General features: G+C 35.5%; 26 protein-coding genes. 14 read left to right on the top strand and 12 right to left on the bottom strand.

The window, feature by feature from the left end; all coding sequences use genetic code 11:
* Positions 1-19: 19 nt before the first annotated feature.
* Positions 20-838: a CPBP family intramembrane glutamic endopeptidase gene (locus HMPREF3134_RS02545; RefSeq protein WP_083279086.1), complete on the top strand. Its 819-nt coding sequence runs from the start codon at positions 20-22 to the stop codon at positions 836-838.
* 130 nt (positions 839-968) lie between these two features.
* Here the strand turns inward: HMPREF3134_RS02545 and HMPREF3134_RS02540 are convergent, their stop codons facing one another.
* The 4 genes from HMPREF3134_RS02540 to HMPREF3134_RS02525 all read right to left on the bottom strand — a co-directional run bounded on the left by HMPREF3134_RS02540 (position 969) and on the right by HMPREF3134_RS02525 (position 5,130).
* The gene (locus tag HMPREF3134_RS02540; protein ID WP_011274614.1) at positions 969-1,577 is read right to left on the bottom strand and encodes an NDxxF motif lipoprotein; all 609 of its coding nucleotides are present in this window, start codon (positions 1,575-1,577) and stop codon (positions 969-971) included.
* A gap of 164 nt (positions 1,578-1,741) precedes the next feature.
* Positions 1,742-2,560 (bottom strand): CPBP family intramembrane glutamic endopeptidase, encoded by an 819-nt coding sequence (locus HMPREF3134_RS02535; protein ID WP_011274613.1) that lies wholly within the window; start codon positions 2,558-2,560, stop codon positions 1,742-1,744.
* Between the two features lie 104 nt (positions 2,561-2,664).
* Positions 2,665-4,197, bottom strand: coding sequence for a sodium:solute symporter family protein (locus HMPREF3134_RS02530; RefSeq protein ID WP_070440481.1), 1,533 nt, complete (start codon positions 4,195-4,197; stop codon positions 2,665-2,667).
* 51 nt (positions 4,198-4,248) lie between these two features.
* Positions 4,249-5,130 (bottom strand): N-acetylneuraminate lyase, encoded by an 882-nt coding sequence (locus HMPREF3134_RS02525; protein WP_011274611.1) that lies wholly within the window; start codon positions 5,128-5,130, stop codon positions 4,249-4,251.
* Between the two features lie 242 nt (positions 5,131-5,372).
* On the opposite strand from HMPREF3134_RS02525, the gene HMPREF3134_RS02520 reads away from it, so the two are divergent.
* Positions 5,373-6,236 carry an ROK family protein gene (locus HMPREF3134_RS02520; protein ID WP_070440479.1) on the top strand — a complete coding sequence of 288 codons (864 nt, stop codon included), beginning with the start codon at positions 5,373-5,375 and terminating at the stop codon, positions 6,234-6,236.
* 59 nt (positions 6,237-6,295) lie between these two features.
* Here HMPREF3134_RS02520 and HMPREF3134_RS02515 read toward each other — a convergent pair whose 3' ends face one another.
* Positions 6,296-7,102, bottom strand: a complete 807-nt coding sequence (locus tag HMPREF3134_RS02515) for a MurR/RpiR family transcriptional regulator (RefSeq protein WP_053016214.1) — start codon at positions 7,100-7,102, stop codon at positions 6,296-6,298.
* Positions 7,103-7,275: 173 nt separating this feature from the next.
* On the opposite strand from HMPREF3134_RS02515, the gene HMPREF3134_RS02510 reads away from it, so the two are divergent.
* Both HMPREF3134_RS02510 and nagB read left to right on the top strand, forming a co-directional pair.
* Complete coding sequence (locus tag HMPREF3134_RS02510) at positions 7,276-7,947, top strand: N-acetylmannosamine-6-phosphate 2-epimerase (protein ID WP_011274608.1); 672 nt, start codon at positions 7,276-7,278, stop codon at positions 7,945-7,947.
* Between the two features lie 24 nt (positions 7,948-7,971).
* Complete coding sequence (gene nagB, locus HMPREF3134_RS02505) at positions 7,972-8,700, top strand: glucosamine-6-phosphate deaminase (protein ID WP_011274607.1); 729 nt, start codon at positions 7,972-7,974, stop codon at positions 8,698-8,700.
* Positions 8,701-8,768: 68 nt separating this feature from the next.
* On the opposite strand, the gene HMPREF3134_RS02500 is transcribed toward nagB, so the two are convergent.
* The gene (locus tag HMPREF3134_RS02500) at positions 8,769-9,017 is read right to left on the bottom strand and encodes a hypothetical protein (RefSeq protein ID WP_011274606.1); all 249 of its coding nucleotides are present in this window, start codon (positions 9,015-9,017) and stop codon (positions 8,769-8,771) included.
* Between the two features lie 129 nt (positions 9,018-9,146).
* Positions 9,147-10,304 carry an N-acetylglucosamine-6-phosphate deacetylase gene (gene nagA / locus HMPREF3134_RS02495; protein ID WP_070440477.1) on the bottom strand — a complete coding sequence of 386 codons (1,158 nt, stop codon included), beginning with the start codon at positions 10,302-10,304 and terminating at the stop codon, positions 9,147-9,149.
* A 218-nt stretch (positions 10,305-10,522) separates the two neighbouring features.
* On the opposite strand from nagA, the gene HMPREF3134_RS02490 reads away from it, so the two are divergent.
* Positions 10,523-12,145 carry a BCCT family transporter gene (locus tag HMPREF3134_RS02490; protein WP_070440475.1) on the top strand — a complete coding sequence of 541 codons (1,623 nt, stop codon included), beginning with the start codon at positions 10,523-10,525 and terminating at the stop codon, positions 12,143-12,145.
* A 274-nt stretch (positions 12,146-12,419) separates the two neighbouring features.
* Positions 12,420-13,205: a putative hydro-lyase gene (locus tag HMPREF3134_RS02485; protein ID WP_011274603.1), complete on the top strand. Its 786-nt coding sequence runs from the start codon at positions 12,420-12,422 to the stop codon at positions 13,203-13,205.
* 66 nt (positions 13,206-13,271) lie between these two features.
* On the opposite strand, the gene HMPREF3134_RS02480 is transcribed toward HMPREF3134_RS02485, so the two are convergent.
* The gene (locus HMPREF3134_RS02480) at positions 13,272-14,471 is read right to left on the bottom strand and encodes a DUF819 family protein (protein WP_070440473.1); all 1,200 of its coding nucleotides are present in this window, start codon (positions 14,469-14,471) and stop codon (positions 13,272-13,274) included.
* Positions 14,472-14,662: 191 nt separating this feature from the next.
* Between HMPREF3134_RS02480 and HMPREF3134_RS02475 the strand changes: the two genes are divergently transcribed.
* The 3 genes from HMPREF3134_RS02475 to HMPREF3134_RS12370 all read left to right on the top strand — a co-directional run bounded on the left by HMPREF3134_RS02475 (position 14,663) and on the right by HMPREF3134_RS12370 (position 16,991).
* On the top strand, positions 14,663-16,081 hold the full coding sequence (locus tag HMPREF3134_RS02475; RefSeq protein WP_070440471.1) for an anion permease: 1,419 nt from the start codon (positions 14,663-14,665) through the stop codon (positions 16,079-16,081).
* Positions 16,082-16,276: 195 nt separating this feature from the next.
* The gene (locus HMPREF3134_RS12135; RefSeq protein WP_011274600.1) at positions 16,277-16,444 is read left to right on the top strand and encodes a hypothetical protein; all 168 of its coding nucleotides are present in this window, start codon (positions 16,277-16,279) and stop codon (positions 16,442-16,444) included.
* Between the two features lie 25 nt (positions 16,445-16,469).
* Positions 16,470-16,991 carry a hypothetical protein gene (locus HMPREF3134_RS12370; RefSeq protein WP_235585606.1) on the top strand — a complete coding sequence of 174 codons (522 nt, stop codon included), beginning with the start codon at positions 16,470-16,472 and terminating at the stop codon, positions 16,989-16,991.
* A gap of 103 nt (positions 16,992-17,094) precedes the next feature.
* On the opposite strand, the gene bioB is transcribed toward HMPREF3134_RS12370, so the two are convergent.
* Positions 17,095-18,060 (bottom strand): biotin synthase BioB, encoded by a 966-nt coding sequence (bioB, locus tag HMPREF3134_RS02465; RefSeq protein ID WP_070440469.1) that lies wholly within the window; start codon positions 18,058-18,060, stop codon positions 17,095-17,097.
* A gap of 237 nt (positions 18,061-18,297) precedes the next feature.
* Entirely contained in the window at positions 18,298-19,491 is a 1,194-nt protein-coding gene (locus tag HMPREF3134_RS02460; protein WP_070440467.1) for an NADH-dependent flavin oxidoreductase, read from the bottom strand.
* A 240-nt stretch (positions 19,492-19,731) separates the two neighbouring features.
* Here HMPREF3134_RS02460 and HMPREF3134_RS02455 point away from each other — a divergent pair, with 240 nt between their 5' ends.
* From HMPREF3134_RS02455 to HMPREF3134_RS02435, 5 genes are read left to right on the top strand one after another with little or no spacing between them, the layout of a single operon-like run.
* Positions 19,732-20,733: an LLM class flavin-dependent oxidoreductase gene (locus HMPREF3134_RS02455; RefSeq protein ID WP_083279085.1), complete on the top strand. Its 1,002-nt coding sequence runs from the start codon at positions 19,732-19,734 to the stop codon at positions 20,731-20,733.
* 21 nt (positions 20,734-20,754) lie between these two features.
* A complete protein-coding gene (locus HMPREF3134_RS02450) occupies positions 20,755-21,096 on the top strand; it encodes a glycine cleavage system H family protein (RefSeq protein WP_011274595.1) in 342 nt (113 codons plus the stop codon).
* A complete protein-coding gene (locus HMPREF3134_RS02445) occupies positions 21,097-21,894 on the top strand; it encodes a protein-ADP-ribose hydrolase (protein WP_011274594.1) in 798 nt (265 codons plus the stop codon).
* Complete coding sequence (locus HMPREF3134_RS02440) at positions 21,878-22,792, top strand: SIR2 family NAD-dependent protein deacylase (RefSeq protein ID WP_070440465.1); 915 nt, start codon at positions 21,878-21,880, stop codon at positions 22,790-22,792. Before HMPREF3134_RS02445 ends, HMPREF3134_RS02440 begins: the two co-directional genes overlap by 17 nt.
* Before the next feature lie 11 nt (positions 22,793-22,803).
* A complete protein-coding gene (locus HMPREF3134_RS02435) occupies positions 22,804-23,826 on the top strand; it encodes a lipoate--protein ligase (protein WP_037550787.1) in 1,023 nt (340 codons plus the stop codon).
* Between the two features lie 252 nt (positions 23,827-24,078).
* Here the strand turns inward: HMPREF3134_RS02435 and arcC are convergent, their stop codons facing one another.
* Both arcC and argF read right to left on the bottom strand, forming a co-directional pair.
* Positions 24,079-25,008 carry a carbamate kinase gene (gene arcC / locus HMPREF3134_RS02430; protein WP_053024404.1) on the bottom strand — a complete coding sequence of 310 codons (930 nt, stop codon included), beginning with the start codon at positions 25,006-25,008 and terminating at the stop codon, positions 24,079-24,081.
* Positions 25,009-25,026: 18 nt separating this feature from the next.
* Positions 25,027-26,025, bottom strand: coding sequence for an ornithine carbamoyltransferase (gene argF / locus HMPREF3134_RS02425; protein ID WP_037550791.1), 999 nt, complete (start codon positions 26,023-26,025; stop codon positions 25,027-25,029).
* Between the last annotated feature and the right edge of the window lie 192 nt (positions 26,026-26,217).

Below are 26,217 nucleotides of genomic sequence, written 5' to 3'. Positions count from 1 at the left end.
AGACAAAGGTGGGTTTATTATGATGAATCATCAGAATATGGATACAATTTCTAATACTACATCTTCTTCAAATGAAGATAATTCAACTAAAGACCACATACATACTGAAAAACGTCGTCCAACTGGTAATAAGTTTGTACGTGCCCTTATTTTTATAGGCTGGATGCTACTAATTCAAATTCCTATTGTGAGTAGTATGTTTATCTATAGTTTTTCTATTTATATGGATACATTAACTTGCACATTAGTGACCATCATTTATTTCATACTAGCTGCTGTAATAATATGGCTAGTTAGAGGCTATTACAAACGTCATACCTATGAAAAGCCTAAAAAATTTACAGGTAAGGATATTGCAGTAAATGTTGGTTGGGCCGTACTTCTTAGATTAATCGTTATTGGTATGTCATATTTAATGTTATTTGCGACAGGTTCAATGCAAACACAAAATGACAAAATGTTATTAGGTGATATGAACGCTGCCAAACCAACGCCGGATCAATTGGGCCAAGTCTTCCCGCTAATTGTCTTCGTACTGACGATTACATTTGTAGCACCTTATTTAGAAGAACTTGTTTATCGTGGCATTTTCAAAGAAACATTATTTAAACGTACACGATTCTGGTTGCCATTCATCCTATCATCACTTATCTTTGCTTCTCAGCATGGTATTTCAAATTGGGTAGCAATTCTAATGTATACAATGATGGGAATGATATTCTATCTTGCTTACCATCGTCGTAAAAATGTTCGCGACAGCATTATGGTTCATATGATCCATAATGGTGTGAGTGGCATCATGGTTCTAGTAAGTTACTTTATGGTATTTTTTAGTTAAACATTGAACTCTTAAACTAGTTCTAACATAACAAATATTGTCGCAATTTAATCTTAAATATTTCTTAATTTAGAAATGATTATTTACACAGTAAAAGCAGGACTTCATTCCGTCGAAGTCCTGCTTATTTTTATTTATCAAATGCAATGGTTTGGATATTTTTCTCTTTTAAAAATTTCTCAATTTTTGCTTGTTCTCGACCATTCGCAATATTTTTGTCTTTATTGACGTCGAGAATATCTTTTAATGATGCATCTTCATCTAAATTTAACGCACGTTGATTGGTTTGATATATTGCTATCATATAATTGCTTATCTTTTTAGTGTATTGTTCATATTCTTTGTTAGGCATTTGATTATTATTTATGTAATTGGCAAAGTTTTTTAAATTTCGTTCTTGTAAGTCAACAATGTGATTGAATTTTTGTTCTTTCTTTTTAGATAACTTTTCGTCAGAGTCTAACTTGTCCTCGTATGGCTCTCTAGCATCTGTTAGTTTTCTATCGGTATCTAAATAGGTTTTAATATCTTTTTTTATCGTACTCTCAGAAATCTTCTGATTTTTTGTTGTTTTATCAAAAATATGTTTCGGTATCTTGTGATTATGTTTAGAACTATTTTGTGACTGCTTGTTATCATTAGATGTGTCTTTAGAATTTTTTTCTTCTGACGATGACGAACATCCTACTAATGTAAAAGTAAGAATAATTACAGGAATAACTAATAGATATTTCTTCATATTAATGCTCCTTTATAATGTAAGTAATTCTTTCCTTATTTTAGTATAAACAACTATATAAATAATTTAAATAATCCATGTAATATAACAACTACTTTTAAAGTAATATGTTTACTATGCCTAATTTCACGAGAGAATATCACTCTTTAGAAATCTGAACCCTTCTATTGAATATCTCTATGCTTAATCATTAGTAAAATAAGAATAACGCCTATGTATCCTGCGATAGATATAATGGATGCTTCATAACCAAATTGATTGCCTGTGATGGCTATGTTGTTCGTATGTACGACATATTGCCAAATACTATACTGACTTTCCTTTTCAGTGATAAGTAAAAGTTGGGATAAATTCCAACAAAAATGTAGTGTAATGCTTGCCCAAATGGTATTGAATTTATAGGTTGCTAAACCAAACATAATACCTACTAATGAACCGCTAATTAATAATAAGAAGAAACTAGTTACATTTAGTCCACCGTTTAATAAATGAATGGCACCAAAAAAGATTGCCGTGGAAATAATGGCAATATTGATGTTCGTCTTCTTCTCAATATATCCCATCAATAAACCTCTGCATACCATTTCTTCAACGACTGCGCCACCAATGGCTGTTACAAAGATAGCCCAGAAAAACGTGTGCAATATATCATTTAAAGTACTAAAATGATGTACGATGAAATCACCTGGAACAAAGATGACATATACCGCATAAACTGCTACCGGTAAACCTATACCTAATACAACATAGATGACACTAAATTTAGGTTTCGTGATGCGATATGCGTTCAAGCGATCTTTTAATACATGTTTAATGAATAATCGAACGACTAAAAAAGCAAAAATGATATATAAAATCCCTTGTAAAATAGCGCCCATACCTAGAAATGGAATTAAATCACTAAAGATGGATGCAATGCCTTGTGTAACGACCATGATAAGTAGTGCTAATAAGAACATACCTGCAATTTTTAATATTTTCATGATGATACCTCTATTTGTTTTATAGTTCATTTTTATCTTAGCATAACTCTAGAGACATAAAATGCGAGTCGAACAAAAACTTGTGTTCAACTCGCAACAAAATATTATTTTTTCTCTACTACTTTAGAAATATATGTTGATGGTTTATCTTTATCGAAGATCGTTAATCCAGTAATATCTTTTGCATTTTTAGATGGTACGACAAGACTTACTAAATAACCAAAGATGAAAGCAACAACGAATGAAATGATTGATACGTAGAATGGTGCGTTACCGCCACCGACGCCATTTAATACGTAAGCAATGATTACACCTGCTACTAATCCTACTAAGACACCAAATGTATTGGCACGTTTCGTAAAGATACCTACTGCAAAGATACCAGCTAATGGTACACCAAATAATCCAGTGATTAATAAGAATAAATCCCATAAATTGTTTGAATCGGCAGCAATTAAGTAAATTGAGATTCCATAGCTTAATAAGCCTGCCACAACAATGACTAATCGTGCAAAGTTAACTTCTGATTTATCTGCCCCTTTTCCGAAGAAACGATGTTTAATATCTTCAGAAATACAAGCAGAGATAGAGTTCAAACTAGATGAAATCGTTGACTGTGCAGCAGCAAATATAGCTGCAATAAGTAATCCGCCCACGAATGGTGGCATTTCAGTTAGAATGAAGTAAGGCACGATAGATGATGTATTGAATCCCTTAGGCAATACCTGTTCATGTTGATAGAAAGAATACATCATAGTTCCCATTCCATAGAAAATAGGTGCAGAGATTAACGCTAAAACACCATTTGTCCACAATGATTTCTTCGTTTCATCCATAGAATCCGACGCTTGATAACGTTGAACAACATCTTGACTCGCAGTATATTGATGAAAGTTGTTAAAGATATTTCCTAAGAAGATAATAGGGATCGCAGCAGCAGCGCCATTTAATTTCCAGTTATCTGCACTAATAATCTTCTTATTGGCAATTGCATCACTGACAATTGTGCCGAATCCTCCTTTGATTTCAAAAGCACCGATGATAATTATCATTAATGCGCCACCAAGTAAAATAACCCCCTGAATGAAATCGCTCCATACAACGCCTTCGAATCCGCCTAAGAAAGTATAAAGAATACATAAAATTCCTACTAAACTAGCTACGATAAATGGATTCATATCTGATACCGCTGTGATTGCTAATGTTGGTAAGTAAATCACAATTGCTATGCGTCCTAAGTGGAAAATGACGAATAGTAATGAACCAATGACACGAATACTTGGGCCAAAACGCGCCTCTAAATATTCGTACGCTGATGTGACGCGTAACTTTTTAAAGAATGGTACATAAAATGCGATTAAAATTGGAATAATCGCGACAATCGCAATATTACCAGCGATGTATGCCCAATCTGTTAGAAATGCCTTTTCTGGTGTAGACATAAAAGTAATCGCACTTAATGTCGTTGCATAAATCGAGAACCCAATGGCCCACGAAGGCAAACGACCACTTGCCGTAAAGAAACTATCCGTATCTTTACCAGCCCTTTTAGTAAAGTACGCTCCAATTAATAACATAATGACAAGATAACCAATAACAGCTACCCAGTTCCATGCCCCAAAACCGACTTGATGCATAATCAACACCCCTTGTGTTACATATTCTGTTGTTAAATATTCTCAGTTTGCTTATAAATCATATTTTTTAATTAATGTGTCTAATGCGTCGCGATGTGATTCATCAAATGGTCGGAATGGACGTTTAGGTAATCCGCCATCGATACCACGAGATTTTAATATTTCTTTGAGTGTTGGGTAAATGCCCATACTTAATACCGTTTCGATGATGTCATTCGTATCATGTTGAATTTGGTATGCTTCAGCAATTTTTCCTTCTCGTGCTAAATCAAATATTTGTCGTGCACGGCGACCATTCACATTGTATGTTGAACCAATTGCCCCATCGACACCTGAAATTGTCGCTTGCACTAACATTTCATCAAATCCAGATAATATGAGTTTATTAGGAAATGCCTTACGGATACGTTCTAATAAGAAGAAGTTCGGTGCAGTGTATTTCACGCCTACAACTTTTTCATGATTAAATAACTCGCCAAATTGTTCGATGCTAATATTGACACCTGTTAAGTCAGGAATAGCATAAATAATCATATTGTTTTGTGTTGCTTCGATAATGTCGAAATAATATTGCTTAATTTCTTCAAAAGAGAATGGATAATAGAATGGTGTCACTGCTGATAGCGCATCATAACCTAGTTCTGTTGCGTATTTCCCAAGTTCAATCGCTTCATTTAAATCTAATGATCCAATTTGCGCAATTAAGTTCACATCGTCTCCAACAGTTTCTTTCACTACTCTAAAAATTTGTTTCTTTTGTTCTTTACTAATTAGGAAGTTCTCCCCAGAACTACCATTCACATATAGACCATCAAGTTTTTCAGTCTCAATCGCATTTTTAGCAATTTGCTTTAACCCTTCTTCTTTTACTTGTCCATGTTCATCAAAAGGTACAAGTAATGCGGCGTATAATCCTTTTAATTTATCTTCCATGTCACGTTCCTCCAAATCAATTTTTATTCAAATTCATTTTTATAAACTTTGAGATAAATTCAATTACAATAAATTTCTATTTACATCTCGAATTGTAAACGCTATCATTTGCTTAAACAACTACTTTTGAAAAGATTTAACAAAATATTGCGAATTTGATGAAAATATTTTTCAAAAAGAATGATGACGATTACTTTAATTTGAAGTGTCGTTATAATAAAGACGACTAAGGAGGTACCAAAATGTATAAAATAGCTGTAGATATAGGTGGAACAAATATTAAAGTGGCAGTCATTAATGATGACTTAGAAATGATTGATTATAAAAAGATTAAAACGCCAGATAATATTAATGTGCGTATTGTAGATGAAACATATCAATTAGTAGCAGCATTTATGAAACAATATCAACTTAAAAATCCATTTATTGGTATTTCAAGTGCTGGTGTCGTAGATTCAGATTTAGGTCAAATTATTTATACGGGGCCAACCATTCCTAATTATGACGGTACACAATTCTTCGAAGTCTTCAAAGATTTATCGTCTGATATTGCTGTTTATAATGATGTGGATGCGGCATTGTTAGGGGAACTTAAACTCCATCATTATGAAGAAGATAATATATTTTGTTTAACTTTGGGGACAGGTGTTGGTGGTGCATTTTACAGTGAAGCTTCTGGCATTTATCAAGGTTCTCGTCACCGTGCCAATGAAATTGGTTACTTACTTTATCGTGAAGAAGATGGTAAAACATTTGAGCAACGTGCCTCTACATCAGCTCTTAAAGATTTAATGACTAAACACCAATTTGAACATGGTACGGATGTACCTAGATTATTTGATCTAGCAGAAGATGATAATGAAGAAGCACTTAATATTCTCAATGAATGGAGTAATTATGTTGCAGAAGGTATTGCTCAAATTCAAATTATTTATGATCCAAGCTTGATACTTATCGGAGGCGGTATTTCATCTCAAGGAGAAACACTTCTCAAATATATAGAACCTAAAATTCATCATTATTTACCTTCTGACTATGGTATTGCTAAGATACAAACAACTCAAACAGAGAATCATGCTGCTTTATTCGGTGCAATCACTAAATAATAGCTGGATCTAAATAGAAGTGGGAGAGAATTCATAACGAATTCTCTCCCACTCCTCACTCATTCTTTCTCATTTCCTAAAATGACGTCTCGTGTTTGTTGATACACTTGGTGCATATGTGTATCATTCAGTAATAAATAACTCACGATATCTAATAAAAATAGTGTTGCAATTTGTGAGTTGATGAATTTTGAATCATTGTTACTTGATTGAGCCGTCGTGATTAATACTAAATCTGCATTCTTAGTAAGCCCACTACCTTCGAAATTTGTTATGACTACGACATACGCCCCTTGATTGCGAGCAATCTTCGCAGCTTCAATTAATTCTAACGTTTCTCCACTATTTGAAATAGCGACAAACATATCTCGTGATGAAAGTAGCGACGCTGATATCTTCATTTGGTGCGCATCTGTTGATACAGAACCTTTGATACCCATACGCATTGTGCGATAGTAAAATTCACTTGCCGTTAATCCTGAACTTCCTAATCCTGCGAAATTGACTTGTCTACACGTTTTCAAATTGTGTGCTAGACGCTTAATCTTTTCCTCGGAAATAAATTCACCCGTTTGTTGGATAATGTTTTGATGATAACGATGAATGAGCTGAACAAGCGGTGCATTTTCTACTACCTTTTCTGATTTTTCGTGTTGCAAATTAAACTTCATATCTTGAAAGTTGGCATAATTTAATTTGCCACTAAACCTTGTAATGGTAGCTGGTGATGTCCCGATAGCATAAGCTAAGGAATTAATTGTAGAGAAATTTTCATCAAGTTCATGTGTTTGTATATATTCAATAATTTTTTTATCCATTTTCGTTAATAAATGACGACTTCGTTGAATACGATTTTCAAATTTCATAACAGCACCTCGTAATTAAGTTAGTTAAACTGTATTATATTTGAAAATGTTTTTCAATTCTCAATTATAAATTGATAAATATTTTCTTAATGTTATGATATGAATGAATAAACGAATCAATTACAAATACTATTTCTATTTACAATTTTGAAAAAGACGGAGCGTGTTTAAAAATGTTACCAAATGGATTAATCGTGTCATGTCAGGCGTTACCTGACGAACCATTACACTCATCATTTATTATGTCAAAGATGGCTCTAGCAGCTTATCAAGGCGGTGCGGTTGGTATACGTGCGAATACTAAAGAAGATATATTAGCGATTCGAGAAGAAGTATCTCTACCGGTTATCGGAATTGTAAAACGAGATTATGAAGGTTCTAATGTATTTATTACAGCAACTTCTAAAGAGGTGGATGAACTAATAGAAAGTGGATGTGAAGTAATTGCTTTAGACGCGACAACGCAAACACGTCCTAAGGAGTCCCTTGAAGAATTAGTACATTACATTCGAGAGAAAGCACCCCATGTTGAAATCATGGCGGATATTTCAACTGTTGAAGAAGCCATCAATGCAGATCATTTAAACTTTGATTACATTGGCACAACATTACGTGGGTATACGTCTTATACAAAGGGACACATTCTCTTTGAAAATGATTTTGAATTTTTAAAAGAAGTATTAGAAAAGGTCAACGCGAAAGTTATCGCAGAAGGTAATGTCATTACACCTGAGATGTATAAAAAGGTAAGCGACTTAGGCGTACATTGTACGGTTGTCGGTGGCGCAATTACACGTCCTAAACAAATCACTGAACGTTTTATAGAAGCTGTCCAACAAAAATAATTGCTTAATTTGGAGGCGTAAATCATGAAGATAACGAACTTAGTAGATAAAAAATTGGCGAGTGATTATGTTGCAATTGAACTATTGAAGTTAATTAAAGATAAGCCTGATGCTATATTAGGACTTGCTACTGGTGGCACGATGACGGATGTCTATCCCCGCTTTTCAGAATTGCTATCAGCCAATCACGTTGATTTAGCAAATGTTCAAACATTCAATTTAGATGAATATGTAGGGTTAGAACCTGAACATGCTCAAAGTTATCATACGTATATGCATCAATTATTATTTGATCATAATGCTAGTTGGAATGCCGATAACATTCATATTCCTCAAGGCCATGTTGATGATTTAGAGCGTGAGGCACGTCGTTATGAGAATCAATTGAAACAAATTGGTCAACCCGACATTCAATTATTGGGTATTGGTGAAAATGGACACATCGGATTCAATGAGCCTGGCACATCTTTTGAAAGTGAAACGCGTGTGGTTGATTTAACTGAATCAACGATTAATGCTAACAGTGTTCATTTTGATCATATTGATGATGTACCTAAACAAGCCGTTTCTATGGGATTAAATTCTATTATGCGTGCGAAACGAATTATCTTATTAGCATTTGGAGAACGTAAACGTGATGCAATTCATCAACTCTTGAATGGTGAAACAAATGAATCATTGCCTGCATCTATCTTGCATCAACATCCTAATGTAGAAATCATTGTTGATGACACTATTTTCAATCGTTTATAGTATCCTACCCAGCATAAAACAAAAACAGAAAGTGGATTGATAACCAATCCGCTTTCTGTTTTTTCATTTTATGAATGTTTAAATAGTTTTAAAATTAAATACATAATAATACTAATAACCGCAATAACTGAGAAAGTAATTAAGAATATTAATTCTGTTTGGTGGAATTCAAATGCTAACGTAAAGTTATTAAAACTTTTGAATGTGCTATAAACGATTAAATTAAGTATGATTAATGCGATTAAAGCAATGATGGATAACCACGCTAACCAACTAAAGAAATGCTTAGCGTTAGGAAACCTGAAATCATTATTCATGTGTGGACACCTCTCTTCCGTCGCAATTGTTTCGAATCAAAACATTTACTACATATATACACTAGAATGTATATCTTTAAACGCGAATAGAGGCTACATAGCATTTATAATCATACATCATCCAATTCTTTAATATTGATGTACAACCCCTGATTTGATTGTTTTATCAACACGAATCGTATCATCTACTACTACGATATCAGCATCTTTACCGATGGCTAAACTACCTTTATGGTCATCAATTTTTAATGCGATGGCTTGATTCAAACTCGTTACACGCCATAAATTCTCTAATGAATCATGTGTATATTCAATTAAATTATACAAACCGTCATTCATTTTCAAGATGCTACCTGCTAAAGCGCCACTTGCTAGGCGAGCCTCTTTTCCTTTAACGATGACATTCTGTCCGCCTAAATCATATTCACCGTCTTCCATTCCTTTCGCACGCATCGCATCAGTGATGAGATACATGTGTTCATTTCCTTTTTGCTTATAAGCAATATGTACAGAAGCAGGATGTGAATGAATACCATCAACTATAATTTCCGTATTTAATTGTTCATTCGTCCACGCCGCACCAAAGACACCTGGATCGCGATGTTCAAATGGTGTAGCTGCATTATATAGATGTGTTACATGTTTTGCACCATGGTCCACCGCTTCATTCGCTTCATCAAACGTTGCCACAGTATGCCCCATTGAGAAGATAATATCTTCATGCAATTGATTAAGTGTATCATGTGCGCCTTCAACTTCAGGCGCAAAGGTAATAATTTTGATTTGCTGATTCGCAACTTCTTGGAAATGTTGAATCTTAGACGCAGATGGACGTTGCACATATTTAGGATTTTGCGCGCCAACTTTATGCTCTGAAATAAATGGTCCTTCTAAATGAACACCACCTACTTCAGCCGCTTCTTCTCGTTGTTGATCAGCTTGATATGCCACAATGTTTTTCAATGCCTTTTCAATATTAGCGTCCGATTGCGTCATCGTCGTTGCTAAGAATGTTGTTGTTCCCTCTGATAATAATTGTTCAGCCAAATGTTTTAACCCGTCATAAGAAGCATCCATTGCGTCCTCACCATAGCCACCATGAATGTGAATATCTATGAAACCTGGTAATACATTTTGACCTTTCACGTCGATTTGTTCTAATTCTCCAGTATACGTTCCTTGTTGAATATCACTTATTTTGCCATCTTCTACTACAAGATATCCATTTTCAATAACTTGTTTTTCCGTATAAATTTTACCATTTGTAATGACATAGTTTGTTGACATGATATACCTTCTTTTCTATTTAATTCTTCAATTTTTCATCTCAATTATAGCATTTCATTAGCTCGTATTTTGCCAATTTTCACTTTTGGAAAAAGTTTTCAAAACAGAGCGCTATTACTTAGAAATCATGATATTTCAAAAAAAATGAATTTTGAAAACATTTACTATTATAGGTATACTCAAACTAAATAAAATATAAAGGATGACGTAATTGAACAATGAATGACAAGCGGAAGAAAAATAATTATTTAGTATATGGGATATCCGTAGCCATCATTATACTTATTACTGCAATGGCCGGGATCTTTCCTAAAGCATTTGGCGCTAATGCACAACATATTTATAATTTTATTTCTAATTCATTTGGTTGGCTGTTCTTACTTATTATATTTATTTTAGATATCTTTTTAATCTCTTTAGCAATTTCTCGTTACGGTCGTTTCAAATTAGGCAGTGATGATGAAGAACCAGAGTTTTCATTTTTATCATGGCTAGGGATGTTATTTTCAGCAGGACTAGGTGTCGGTATTGTATTCTGGGGTGTTGCTGAACCACTCACACATTATCTTCATTCACCTTTTCCAAAAGATGTGCCAAATCAATCAGCCGAATCAGCACGTGTAGCCATGGGCTATACCTTCTTTCATTGGGGGATATCACAATGGTCAATCTTCGCTATGGCTGGACTTATCGTGGCATATTTCCAATTTAGAAAGAAGCGAGATGGTTTAATTTCTACAGCAATGGAACCTATCTTTGGTCAAGCTTACAAACGTCCATTTCGAAATGTGATTGATATTTTAGCAATTATAGCTACAGTCATGGGTATTGCCACTTCTATAGGTCTTGGCATCATGCAAATTAGTGGTGGATTGAATCATGTCTTCCATGTACCAAATAATAACGTTACAAAAATTGCTATTACGGTACTCATGGTTTGTATTTTCTTAGGTTCTGCAATAACTGGTTTAAATCGGGGCGTTAAATGGCTAAGTAACATCAATATTATTTTAGGCGCTGTTTTACTACTATTCATGCTTATCTTTGGAGACTTAAAATTCATCTTCGAATCTTATACTTTAGCAATCGGAGACTATATCAGACATTTTGTTGAATATAGCTTACGTATTAATCCATATTCTGGCAATAATGCTTGGATACAACAGTGGACTGTCTTTTATTGGGCATGGGTAATCTCATGGTCACCGTTCATAGGAGGTTTCGTCGCTCGCGTATCTCGTGGACGTACAATTCGTGAATTTATCATGTGTGTATTAATCGTACCTCCACTCATTTCATTCGTATGGATTGCAGGATTTGGTGGTATGGCCGTTAAAGTTGCTATGGGTGGCGATAACATCGCTAAATTAGTAGATAAAGATTACACAGTAGCTTTATTTGAATTACTATCAAAATTTCCATTAGCAGATATTACGAGCATATTAGCAGTCGTCTTAATATTCTTACTCATAGTGACAAGTGCAGACTCAACAACACATATTGTTGCTGGCATGGCAACAGGAGGTAGCGAGAATCCAAAGGTGAAACATAAAGTGATTTGGGGATTGCTGATCGGTGCCATTTCAGTTGCAATGACAATTGCAGGTGGTTTGACGAGTTTACAGACTGCATCCGTTGTAACAGGATTACCATTCTCTATTATTCTATTACTAATGACACTTTCTATTATGCGCGCGCTTCGCAGAGAACATACGAAGCACTTCCAAATGTCTTATATTGATGATGACAAAGATTATTCCATTCCATTAGAACAACGAGAAGATCATAATAAATCTAATGAAAAAGAACAAGGTAAGGAACAGAACAATGAAGAAGAATAACAATATGAATCTGTACTTTAATTTACTGCCTTTAATTGGACTAATCATAAGTATATTTTTATTCATACTATATTTTGTCATTTATCATGTAGATGATAATTGGGTTATTGTAAGTTTATATTGTTTATTACCAATATTTGTGAATAGTTCGATCACTTTAGCATACAAGCTTTTTAATAAATAGCGCATATACCGCTCTTGTCATATGTGTAATTTTAAAATATTGTAGTAATAAGCACTTTTTATCATTAAGGGGAAACAAGGGGGATTTATAATGAATTACAAACAGTCATCACCTGAAGTCTTACGTCAATTAATTCGAGATGGAGAACTTGTCGGTCACACAAGCGGTATGGCTGAAGGTTATATACAAGCTAATGTGGTTATATTGCCATCGAAATATGCTTATGATTTCTTAAAGTTCTGTTTTAGAAATCCAAAGACTTGCCCACTCTTAGATGTATCAGAAGTTGGCGCACATTCTTTTCCATATTATGGGCCATATGCGGATATACGCACTGATGTTCCGAAGTATCGCATTTATGAACATGGGCAATTGATTAAGGAAGTTGACGATATCACTGATCTTTATACTGAAGATATGGTTAGCTTTCTAATTGGTTGTAGTTTCACTTTTGAACATGCATTGTTGGAAGCTGGCTTACCTGTACGTCATATTGAAGAGGGTCATAATGTACCTATGTATCGTACTAACATCCCTGCCGAATCAAGTGGCTATTTTAAAGGTAACATTACAGTTAGTATGCGTCCGATGACTATGACTCAAGCGATTAAGGCAACAGAAATTACTTCACATTTTAAGAATGTTCATGGCACGCCGATTCATATTGGTACACCAGAAGAACTGGGAATCACTGATATCGATAAGCCTGATTATGGAGAAGCTGTCACAATCAAACCTAACGAAATGCCTGTCTTCTGGGGATGTGGCGTGACACCACAATCTGTTGCACTTGATGCCAAACCTGAGTTAATGATTACACACTCACCCGGACACATGTTTATTACAGATATTAAAGATAGCGAATTAAATGATTAATTTTTTTGAAAAAGGGAGATACGCAGCTAAAAATTATGCTGAGATATCTCCCTTTATGTATTTATATTATCCAATGTGTATTAAAAGTTGATAAATAAGTGTGCCCGCATAGTTCCCTATGACATAACCTAATGTACCTATAATTAGTATTGGTCCAACAAGACCTTGCCATCCTTTACTAATAGCTAAAGCTGCTGCCGTTGTAGGACCACCAGCAGTAGCATTACTTGCCAACAGTATTTCTTCAATCTTAAAGTTAAATAACTTTCCTAGTATTAAACTTAAACCTAGATTGAAAATTAAAATAATCCTCACAAAGACAAATAATAGTGGTGCTGTTTTTATAATCGTCATAAATGAAGCAGGTGTTCCTATCACTACAAAGAATATGTAAATAATAAATGTTCCAATTTCTGAAGAACCGGCTAATTTATCAAAGAAATCTCCCCAAATAGCCACTGCCAATAATGTAAGTGTTGTAAGTAACAAGTATTGATCGCCAAAGAAAGAAACCAGTATCGTAAGTAGGACATTAGACTGCGGTATCACATGTTGAATGATCTCAGATAATTTAAAACTGATTGCTACTAATGCCACTGCAATCGCTATTGAAAGTGCAATATCTAATAATTGAATTTGCTTCGGTTGCCAATAAGATTGTTGCGTTTCTGGTGTTGACTCAGTTTGATAATCTGTCTTAAACCACCTTTTTATAATAGGTAAAGACGGTATTACAATCAACAACATAAAGTACAATGCCATAACACTATTATCTGCAACGACTGTTGATGAAATCATGTCGCTCGGCGTTTTAAACTTTGTGCTTAAAGCTGCAAAGTTCACGCCACCTCCTATATAGCTTCCTGTCATCATCGCACCAATTTTTGCTAAATATGGAATCCACTGATGAAGTAAAATAAATCCTACCGTTGTCCCCATCAATGTTCCAACTGATGCAATTAAGAAGATATATAATAATCGACGACTTTCCTTCCAAATCTTTAAAATATTAGAACTGAACAATAATAAAGGAATTGATATTGGTACCGCGTAATCCCATACTGTATCATAAACCGGCGATTCAGTCGGGATAATCTTAAAATTAGATAATAACATAGCCCCTACTAATGCAATGATGGCACCTGAAATGGTACTTGCCCATTGATATTTCTGTTCCAAGAAGATACTGACTGTCGCCCAAACTATAATTATGGCCCATAATATCCACGTATCATCTTTTGCGATTAATGTCCCTATTGTAAACATCATCCCATCCCCTTTCTTGAGTAACATTTTATACTATTCATAATTTAATTTCGATAGTCTATGCCGTTTTTATAACGTTATAATCTACTGATAATAATTCTCAATAAAATGTAAAAATGCTCTGTACATTGCTTAAAAATAGGACTGTTCTATGTATGAAAATGTTCGAAATTTGGAAAGAAGGTTTCTAGATGAATAACTCTGTTAAATATAAAAAATTTATATTACCTCTAGTCATAGGCATACTTATAGCTGTGCTTGCACCTTTCAGACCTGAATCATTAAGTCTGGATGCATGGCTAATGTTTGCTATATTCGTAGGTACCATTATCGGCTGTATCACACAACCTATGCCGATTGGTGCCGTATCGATCATAGGGTTCACGCTAACCGTGTTAGTTGGCGTTATCGATACAAAGACTGCCGTACAAGGTTTCGGTAATCCTAGTATTTGGTTGATTGCAATGGCATTCTTTATCTCTAGAGGCTTCGTTAAAACTGGACTCGGTCGTCGTATCGCACTTCAGTTCGTAAGATTATTTGGGAAGAAGACACTCGGTCTAGCATACTCACTTGTCGGTGTAGATTTGATTTTAGCACCAGCAACACCTAGTAATACTGCTCGCGCAGGTGGAATTATGTTTCCAATCATTCAATCGCTCTCTAAATCATTTGATTCTGATCCGAAACAAGGCACCGAGCGTAAGGTGGGGTCATTTTTAATCTTTACTGAATTCCACGGCAACCTTATTACTGCCGCGATGTTCTTAACTGCAATGGCCGGTAACCTGCTTGCTCAGAACTTAGCTGAGAAGACTGCACATGTTCACGTTACTTGGATGAACTGGTTCTTAGCAGCCATCGTCCCTGGTATTGTGTCACTTATCGTCATACCATTTATTATTTATAAAATGTATCCGCCAACAGTTAAAGAGACACCTGATGCGAAAGATTGGGCTGAAAATGAATTAGCTGATATGGGTTCAATTGCTAAAGCTGAAAAATTCATGATTGGTGTATTTATTATCGCATTACTACTTTGGGTAGTCGGTAGCTTTATTGGTGTAGACGCAACATTAACTGCTTTTATCGCATTATCTTTATTACTTATTACAGGCGTGTTAGATTGGATAGATATTTTAAATGAAACTGGCGCTTGGAATACATTAGTTTGGTTCTCAGTGCTAGTTATGATGGCAGATCAACTGAATCAATTAGGCTTTATTCCATGGTTAAGCCATACTATCGCAAACAGTTTAGGCGGTCTAAGTTGGCCAGTCGTCCTTGTGATACTAATAATCTTCTATTTCTATTCACATTATTTATTTGCTAGCTCAACTGCTCACGTCAGTGCTATGTATGCAGCATTACTCGGTGTAGCCGTTGTTGCAGGTGCACCACCGTTATTTAGTGCATTAATGCTTGGTTTCTTTGGTAACTTAATGGCCTCTACAACACACTATAGTAGTGGTCCTGCACCTATTCTTTACGCAGCCGGTTACGTCACTCAGAAACGTTGGTGGCTGATGAACCTAGCCTTAGGCGTTGTGTACTTTGTAATCTGGCTCGGTTTAGGTTCCTTATGGATGAAATTGATAGGTTTGATGTAATTATATTAAGGAGAGAAACAGTGAATTCTGTTTCCCTCCTTTTTTGTTCTTTATTCCTTTATATTTATCTCTTCCTTAGTCAATACTATTGAACAAATAAAGACTTTTACTTACATATCTTTTCTGTTGCCAAATATTTTAATACGCATTATAATTTATAAAAAATATTATATTATAACAAATGGAGATGATACTATGATTCCAGAAGAAAGAAATTCATATACTTTAACTGAAGAAGAAGCTATCATATTTGCAACTGCAAAGTTTAAGCCTTTTCATAACCGACTTGAAGAAGATACACCACAACCAAATCCATTTAAAAAACTAGTAGAAAATGAAAAAGATAAACCATCAACTTTGTAATATCTTTGAACTTACTAACTATGAGATGGAAGATGAATTTCTTCTCAAACTTATCCGACGAAATATAAGTAAATTTAAAACTTCTTCAAACCCTTCTATTGCATCTTACTTGCAAGACAAAGCTCTTTCTTTAAATAAACAAAATTCAATCCGCACGTATTTATTAATTGATTCCGATACTTCAGAACTCATCGGATATTTTTGTTTAAAAATAGTCATCATAAAATTTGAAATTAATGTAAGTAAAAATATTAAAAAGAAAATTTCTTCTGATGCTATGAAAAACAATGAATTTCCATCTTTATTAATTACGAAACTCGCTAGAAACGACCAATATAAAGGTTTAGTTTCAGGGAAAACAATTTTAGAATATGCATTCTCAATAGCTTATGATATTTATAAAAAAACTGCATTGAAACATGTTTGCGTTGACTGGTACGATCATTTCAAACTAGAAAAATTTTATTGTGAAGATTGCGGCTTTAAAATATTTCAATATAGAAATACAGATAAGGGTAAAATTGTTTCTGCATTTTATAAATTTTAGTAATTGTAAGTTTCCCCCATTTTATATCAAACCAATAAAATATTTTCATTCTCTTCCAAATATTATTCTCTTTTATCGTATCAAATATCAAAGTCTTCCTAAATTACCCATCAATCTCAAACCCTAAATCTTCAATCATTTGATAATCGAGTTCATTCGGTTGCCCACCTGTAATCAGATAATCACCTACAAAGATGGAATTGGCTGCTTTTAATGCGATGGCTTGTAAAGAACGTAAATTGACTTCACGCCCACCTGCAATACGAATTTCTTTAGATGGGTTAATCAATCGAAACATCGCAATAATTCTTAAACATTTCATTGGTGACAATAAATCGAGTCCCCCGAATTTTGTCCCTTTAATTGGATGTAAGAAATTAATTGGAATACTATCAGCATCAATTTCTCTCAACGCAAATGCCATATCGATGATATCCTCGTTCGTCTCACCCATGCCACAAATAACTCCAGAACATGGCGAGATATGATTCGCTTTCATAATTTCAACCGTACGCACACGATCTTCATATGTATGTGTTGTAACGACTTCATTATGATACCTTTCGCTTGTATTCAAATTATGATTATAGCGATCCACACCCGCTTCTTTTAACTTCTCCGCTTGTTCTTCATTTGTTAAACCTAAACATGCGCAAATTTTAAGTTGTGGATGCAACACTTTAATATCATGAACCGTCTCACAGATATGATCAACCTCTCTATTTGTAGGCCCACGTCCACTCATGACAATACAATATGTACCAATATGATTCTCCGTCGCTACCTGTGCACCAGCTTTAATTTTGTCAGATTCAACTAACGCATAGCGTTGTTTTTCTTTCATTTTCACCGATTGAGCGCAATAACCACAGTCTTCTGAACAAATTCCACTTTTCGCATTTAATATCATATTGAGTTTCACTTTTTTCCCGAAAAAGTGTTTCCGAATGATATATGCTTCATTTAATAATTCAAATGTATCAATCGTTTCATCTTCAAATAATGCTAACGCCTCATCCTTACTTAATACGTCTTGATTTAAGATACGTTCTGCTAAATTTAATCTCATGTTATTAAACCCCTTACTTTAAAAAATCCCGTAAAAATTCTAAATGTAAACTTTATATATAAATAAGTTTACATTAACGGCGTGAAAAATTAAATATTTAGCCGGAAATTAAACAAAACAATAGACTAGAATATCTTAAAATATCCCAGCCTTAATCAACATATTCACCGTTATAGTCTTCATTGCAAGGGCAAGGCAACGAAATCTTTTTAACACACTCGATTTCTGCCTTACTCTCTATTCCTCATCATAATTTTTCTCTAATTTACGCAATTCATCGCGTGTTTTCTTCTGCAGACCTTCACCGTAATCCATCATTTGAACAATGTCTTTAAAGGCAGCATGTGGAATGGCCAGCTCATCTAACTCATCTGGATGTACATGTAAATCAATGTCGTCTTCACGTCCTTCTGCCAATTTATGAACGAAGTCAGGTTCTGTAACAAATGGTGACGACATGCCGACCATATCAGCGTTATTTAAAGCATCTAGTGCCGTTTCAGGTGTATTAATACCACCACTCGCAATCAATGGCACACGTCCATTTAAATACTCATATACGACTTGATTGACGCGGCGTCCATAATTGTCGCCTGGTGTACGCGTCTTATTCTGGTAAATATTGCGTCCCCAACTTGCGATAGCCACATAATGAATATTTGCGACTTCCATGACCCAATCTAAATATTGATTAAATTCATCAACTGTATAGCCTAAATCACTACCTCTTGTCTCTTCAGGTGTCGCTCTGTAACCGAATATGAAATCACTAGGCGCCTCTTCAGCGATGACTTTTTGTACTGCCTGCATGACTTCTAAGCCAAAGCGTGCTCGGTTCTCTAACGAATCAACGCCATATTGATCATGTCGTTGATTTGAGAACGTAGAGAAGAAAGTTTGAATGAGTAAACGTTGTGCAACGGAGATTTCAACGCCATCAAATCCAGCTTGAATTGCTCTAGATGTTGCATCGGCATATTGTTGTATGACGTTATGAATTTTCTCCACCGACATTTCTAAAACGTCATGTTTAATTGGAGAGTGTAACGTCATTGGACTTGGGCCATAGACTTCCCCATAATTCATAATTGCAGTATTTGAGAATCTTCCAGCATGTGCAAGTTGAATAATCGCTTTATTCCCCTCTTGTTTCATAGCTTGCGCCACTTTTCTTAAACCAGGAATACAAGCATCATCAGAAATATTAAACCCATATTCAAATAACTGACCATATGGCTCGATATAAGCTGCGCCAGTTACTTGTAATCCTGCTGAATTGGCACGACGTTTCGCATAACGTATGTCTTCCTCTGTTATATGCCCTTCTTTAGTAGACGAGTTCGTCGTCATGGGCGAAAGAACAAATCGATTAGCTAATGTAATGCCATTAGATAGTGTAATAGGTTCTAGCAGTGGTACGAATTTCGACATTTTATGACATCCTCTTTCGTTCATTTTTGTATTATTTTCAAAGTATCATGCTTTATGACAATACTCAATCGACTTGTTTGTGAACTGTTTTAGCACCCCTTTTCAGAAAAAGAAGAAAACCACTAGAACATTTGTGTGACGTATAAACTAAATTCCTACAAAATTTCACTAAACACGTTAAAATGGTGGTGGGTATTATAATTAAGGGACTAAACAATTAACTTTGGAGATGAGCGCCAAGTGGATTTCAATATATTAGATTATGCCATGATTGATGAAGGCAAGGATGCGACGCAAGCTTTACAAGATACCACAAGACTTGCGAAACTCGCTGATGACTTAGGCTACAAGCGTTTCTGGTTAACAGAACATCATGATGTTCCAGCGTTTGCGAGTGGTAGTCCTGAATTATTAATGATGCATTTGTTAGGGGAAACGAAGCGCATTAAGTTAGGGTCTGGTGGCGTCATGTTGCCTCACTATAGCCCGTTTAAAGTGGCCGAAAATTTTAAAATGTTAGAGGCACTCCATCCTGGTCGGGTTGACTTGGGTATCGGCAATAATCCAGGTACAGCGGTGGTCAAACGTGCAATGGATGAGGACAAGCGTGACTATCTTGATTATGCACAAAGCATTGAGGATATTCGTCATTATTTGACGCAAGCACCAGAGGAACAACGTGTAGGACAAGTGATTAGTCAACCTCACCTATCACGTCATCCAGAAATGTGGCTCTTAAGTGCAAGCCAACGCTCAGCTAAATTAGCTGCTACACAAGGCATGGGCTACACATTAGGAACATTCTTATTACCTAGCCAAGATAAGATTGATGCAGCTAAAGCGTCAGTAGAGACGTATCGTGAACACTTTCAACAAACTGCGTTAAACATGTCACCCACAGTCATGTTAACAACGTTTGCGATTGTAACGGACACTGAAGAAGAAGCGCAAGACTTACTACACGCACTTGACGTGTGGCTACTAGGCAAACGTCAATTTGCCGAGTTCGACCGCTTCCCATCCATCGAAATAGCACGACAATATAACTTAAGTGACCGTGATAAACGCGTTATCGCTCAGCATCGTGCACGCATCTTAGCTGGCACAATCGAGCAAGTGAAACCCCGCTTGGACGCAATGATCCAAGAATTTAAGGCGGATGAAGTCTTAGTCGTACCGCTATTACCAGGCATCGACCAACGATGTCGTACAATTGAACGCATCGCACAAGCGTATTTATAAATAAAGAAAGGATGATATGAAATGGCTAAATTAGCTAATTATTTATATGTTGAAAAGGTAGGAAACCAATATATTTATCGTATGACACCTGAATTACAAGATGACGTAGGTACAGTAGGTTATGTAGAATTTATGGGACCAGATGACGTTAACGTCAATGATGAAATCGTGAGTATCGAAGCATCTAAAACTGTGTTAGATGTGCAATCTCCACTTGCAGGTAAAATTGTCGAACGTAATACGAAAGCTGAAGATGAGCCAGCTATTTTAAATTCTGAAAAGCCAGAAGAAAATTGGTTAGTTAAATTAGAAAATGTAGATGAAGCAGCATACGACGCATTACCAGATCCAGATGAGGACTAAATGTCAGTGAACCAACAAGAACGTTTAGCTTATCTTATTGAAACGATGTGGAAGGAACAATATGGTGACAAACCTTTAGACCTCCCTCACACTGACACAGAACAGTGGGAATTGTATCGTGGTTTGGCCAATGTTCGTCCACCTGAGCCTGTCAGTTCTGAGTACTTAGATATTCAAGATGCCTATTTATCTACATTAAACAACCAACAAGACATTACACATATTGATGATTTAACACCTGTTTCAGATGAGCCATTATATTTATGGCTAGGTGACATCACAACACTTGATATTGACGGTATCGTCAACGCAGCGAATAGCCGATTCTTAGGATGTATGCAAGCGAATCACGACTGCATAGATAACATCATTCATACCAAGGCTGGTGTACAGTTACGTCTAGATTGCGCTCATATAATTGAGCAACAAGGACGTAAAGAAGGTGTTGGTAAAGCAAAGGTTACCTCTGCTTATAATTTACCAGCCAAATATGTCATTCATACGGTTGGCCCGCAAATTCGTAAACAACCTGTATCTCAGATGAATAGAGATTTGCTTGCACGTTGTTATCGTAGCTGTCTAGCGCTTGCCGATGAAAAGGGGTTAAGACACTTAGCATTCTGTTGTATTTCAACAGGTGTCTTTGGATTCCCACAAGACGAGGCAAGTCGTATAGCGATTGAAACGACACGTCAATATTTACATGAAACTGGCTCAGAGTTGAAAGTACTCTTTAACGTATTTACAGATAGAGATTTAGAACTATATAAGGAGGCTTTCAATGACAACAACAGATAACCCAACGCATAACGAGAATTGGATAGCGCTTGATAAGGCGCAACAACAAGACCCCACTCAAACGGATATCTTGGCACAAGCCATTGATGAAGCTGATGCCATCGTTGTCGGCATAGGCGCTGGTATGTCTGCTTCAGACGGTTTCACTTATATTGGTGAACGTTTTACGCAGAACTTTCCCGACTTTATCGAGAAATATAATTTCTTCGATATGTTGCAAGCGAGTTTGCACCCGTTTGATAGTTGGCAGGAATATTGGGCATTTGAAAGTCGTTTCGTGAAGTTGAACTACTTAGACCAACCTGTCGGCCCTTCTTACGTTGCACTTAAAAAGATGCTTGAACACAAGGATTATCATATTATTACGACCAATGCAGATAATGCCTTTTTAGTGGCAGATTATGATTTAAATAAAGTATTTCATATTCAAGGAGAATATATTCTTTGGCAATGTAGCCAACACTGTCATGCACAAACATATCGTGATGATGATGCCATTCGCGAAATGGTAGCCAAACAAGAAGACATGAAAATCCCATATGAGTTGATTCCACATTGCCCAAAATGTGATGCCCCTATGGAGATTAACAAACGTAAAGCACAAGTCGGCATGGTTGAAGATGCAGATTTCCATGCACAATTAGATCGCTACAATCATTTTCTAGATACTCATAAGAATGGCAAAGTGTTATATCTTGAAATTGGTATTGGTTATACGACACCACAATTTGTGAAACATCCTTTCCAACGTATGACGCGTCACAATCCCAATGCCGTGTTTATGACGTTAAACAAGAAAGCGTATCGTATCCCTAAATCAATCCAAGATAGAACCATTCATCTCACTGAAGATATAGCATCATTAATCATTAACGCACAAAGACAATTAACAACTTAGGAGACAAAAACATGTATTTAATAGAACCTATTCGTAATGGTAAATATATCGATGATGGCGCCGTAAACTTGGCGATGCAAGTATATATTAATAACAATATCTTTCTGGACGAAGATATATTACTTCCATATTATTGCCAACCTAAAGTAGAAATCGGTCGTTTCCAGAATACAGCGGTTGAAATCAATCAAGACTACGTCGATGAGAACAACATTAAAGTCGTACGTCGTGATACAGGCGGTGGCGCAGTTTACGTCGACGATGGTGCCGTCAACGTATGTTGTATTTTAGAACAGGATACATCCATTTATGGTGATTTCCAACGCTTCTATCGCCCTGCTATTCAAGCGTTACATAATTTAGGCGCAACTGACGTCATTCAAAGTGGTCGTAATGATCTCGCTTTAAATGACAAGAAAATTTCAGGTGCTGCGATGACATTATTGAATAACCGTATTTATGGTGGTTATTCATTACTATTAGATGTCGATTACGACGCCATGGTCAACGTATTGAAACCAAACCGTAAGAAGATTGAATCTAAAGGCATCAAATCAGTACGTGCCCGCGTCGGTCAAATCCGCGATGCATTAGACCCTAAATATCAAGACATCACCATTCATGAATTCAAAGATCTCATGATTAAGCAAATTATGGGAATAGATGACATTAAAGATGCCAAACGCTATGAATTAACAGACGAAGATTGGGCTGGCATCGATCAATTAGTCGCTGAAAAGTATGATAATTGGGAATGGAACTATGGCCGTTCACCACGATATGAATACAATCGAAATGAGCGCTTTAGTTGTGGCACAATTGATATTTCCCTATCAATTGAACATAACCGTATTGCCGCTTGTCGTATTTATGGCGATTTCTTTGGTCAAGGTAACATTCACGATGTTGAAGAACATTTAATTGGTACGCGTATGGTCAAAGCTGACTTGATTGAACGTTTGAATGACATTGATTTAAAGTTCTACTTTGACAATCTTAGCGTAGAAGAATTTGTGGCATTTATATTGAGTTAATTACAATAAAGTAATTTGAAGTCGCATTTTACACTTTCTGATATTGAAATATTTTAACAAGTTTCATAATACATTTAGTAAACATCAATCCCCTCACTACGCCAACTAGTGAGGGGATTTTTAATACCCAAAAGACCACTAAAAAACCTGAGCTTACGTATGTAAATCACACACATTAAGCCCAGGTTCAACTTATTTATTAAAATGTATTGAGTGTTATTGTATAACCATGTCAAAAGTTAATCGCGTTTATTATTTTTTAATTAATGTACCAATTTTACCGTCTAGGGCATCTCCTAAATCTTCAAGAGATGTAATTAATACACTACCTTCCGGATTTTTCTCGATAAATTGTAATGCCGCTTCTACTTTAGGTAACATACTACCTTTTGCGAATTGACCGTCAGCAATATGTTGATTCATTTCATCCACTGTTACTTCACCTAAAGCTTCTTGATTATCTTTACCGTAATTAATATAAACATAATCTACTGCTGTTAAGATAATTAATTGATCTGATTTTAAGTGTGCCGCAAGTAAAGCGCTTGTTTTATCTTTATCGATAACAGCATCGACGCCTTTATAGTTACCTTCTTTTTTAACAACTGGGATACCGCCACCACCAGCTGCAATAACTAATGTACCGTGTTTAATTAATGTTTCAATGCTATCTAGTTCTACAATGTTGATTGGCATTGGAGAAGGTACAACACGACGATAACCTCGTCCAGAGTCTTCTACGAATTTGTAACCTTTTTCTTCCATTGTTTGTTCCGCTTGTTCTTTTGTATAGAATAAGCCAATTGGTTTCGTAGGATTATTGAATGCTTGGTCATCACCATCTACTTCAACTTGAGTCACTAATGTAACCACTTGTTTATCAATATTTAAAGCATGAAGTTCATTTAATAAACTTTCTTGTAATTGATAACCAATATAAGCTTGACTCATTGCGCCACATTCTGGGAATGGAAACGCTGGTCCTTGACCATTTTCAGCTGCATAATTTAATCCTAAATTAATACTGCCGACTTGTGGTCCATTACCATGGCTGATTACAACTTCATAACCTTTTTGGATTAAGCTAACTAATGATTTAGCTGTTCCTTTAACTAATTCTAATTGCTCTTCAGGTGATTGTCCTAAAGCGTTACCACCTAAAGCCACTACGATTTTAGACATAGGTAGGTCTCCCTTCAATTATTCTCCTAAAGTTGCAACCATTACAGCTTTAATAGTGTGTGCTCTGTTTTCAGCTTCTTGGAAGACAACAGATTGTTCACTTTCAAAGACTTCGTCAGCAACTTCCATTTCAGTTAAGCCATATTTTTCTTGGATTTCTTTACCAATTTTAGTTTCAGTATCGTGGAATGATGGTAAGCAGTGTTCAAAGATGGCACGTGGGTTACCAGTTTTTTCCATCATTTCTTTAGTTACACGATATGGTTCTAATAACTTGATACGTTTTTCCCAAACTTCGTCAGGTTCACCCATTGATACCCAAACGTCTGTGTAGATAACGTCTGATCCTTTAACACCTTCATCGATGTCATCAGTTACTAAGATTTCGCCACCATTTTTAGCTGCGATTTCTTTACAACGTTTTAATAACTCATCAGTTGGATTTAATTCTTTAGGGCAAACTAAGTGGAAAGTCATTCCCATGATAGCTGCACCTTGCATTAATGCATTTGCTACATTGTTACGTCCATCTCCAACATATGTGAAGTTGATTTCATGGTAAGGTTTTTTCAATACTTCTTTTGCTGTTAAGAAGTCAGCAAGTACTTGAGTTGGATGATCTTCATCTGTTAAGCCGTTCCACACAGGCACACCTGAATATTTCGCTAATTCTTCAACAGTACGTTGTGAGAAGCCGCGGTATTCGATTCCATCATACATACCACCTAATACACGAGCAGTATCTTTCGCAGATTCTTTTTTACCCATTTGGCTTCCAGTTGGTCCAAGATATGTCACGTGAGCGCCTTGATCATATGCTGCAGTTTCAAACGCACAACGTGTACGAGTAGAATCTTTTTCAAAAATTAATGCGATGTTTTTACCTTTAAGTTTTTGCTGTTCTATACCGGCGTATTTCGCACGTTTTAAATCCTCTGATAGATTTAGTAAAAACTCAACCTCTTTTTGTGAAAAGTCTAATAGTGTTAAAAAACTTCTGTTTCTTAAATTTTGCATCTTGTACAACTCCTTTGTGATATCTTTCACATGTATTGTAAGCGATTGCAAAATATAATACAACACTTTTTAAATAACTTTATAAATTATTTATGTATAATTGACAAAATGTTTACAATAACATGTTTTTTGATATATTTACAATTTTTAGCGCTATAATGAAAGTGATTACTATGATTTTTACGATTTTAT

The sequence above is a fragment of the Staphylococcus sp. HMSC14D10 genome, assembly GCF_001808125.1.
In the GTDB taxonomy this organism is placed as follows: Bacteria; Bacillota; Bacilli; order Staphylococcales; family Staphylococcaceae; genus Staphylococcus; species Staphylococcus haemolyticus.
This window is presented reverse-complemented; position numbering and strand designations above follow the sequence as displayed.